A 660-nucleotide genomic window follows, 5' to 3' on the forward strand; every position below is an offset into this window, starting at 1 on the left:
GTCAAGGGCGTCCAAGAGGGACGAGCGAAGCGCCCCTTGACGGAGCGTGACGGAGGTCGATAAAGTTCGCCAAGGGTCAAAGCCGACAATGTCACACATGAGACACGCACGGCGAAATTCCACCACTTGACGGGACACTACCAATTTCCTGCTGATTTTTAACCTAATTCCTCATCGTAAAGGAAAAAGCGTATCGGATGGCCTCATGATCATCGCACTGCTATACAACATGTAATTTTTACCACCTGATCATCCATGTAAGGAATGATCTTTGAATAGCCCGCATCGTCGGGCTTTTGTTTTGCCCTGCACCCACCGTTCTATTGGAAGGAGCGATCTGGTTTATGCAACAAACCTGGGCGGTCTTTGCGAATGGCACGCAGGTGCGTGTGTTTTGGGTTGATGGCGAACCATTGTTCGACGCTGTTGGCGTGTGTGAGGCCGTAGGATTGCACAAGGTGGAAAAGGCACTCCGAAGATTGGACGACGATGAGAAGGACACGTTGATTGTCGAAGGTCTGGACGGGCAGGAAGAGATCCCGGTGGTGCGTGAGACAGGCGTTTTGCGTTTGGCCCTCGTGGGTAAGGACGAATATGCACGCGCGATCCAACGGTGGGTGGCGCACGAGTTGATGCCAAATGCCACGGATCCAAAAGTCG

General features: G+C 52.7%; 1 protein-coding gene. It reads left to right on the plus strand.

Going from position 1 to position 660, the window contains the following annotated elements; translation table 11 throughout:
* Positions 1 to 344 precede the first annotated feature (344 nt).
* A partial coding sequence (locus AC27E8_RS06650) for a BRO-N domain-containing protein (protein WP_487111398.1) occupies positions 345 to 660 on the plus strand: 316 nt, incomplete at its 3' end.

The sequence above is a fragment of the Alicyclobacillus sp. CIJ1 genome (assembly GCF_057538885.1).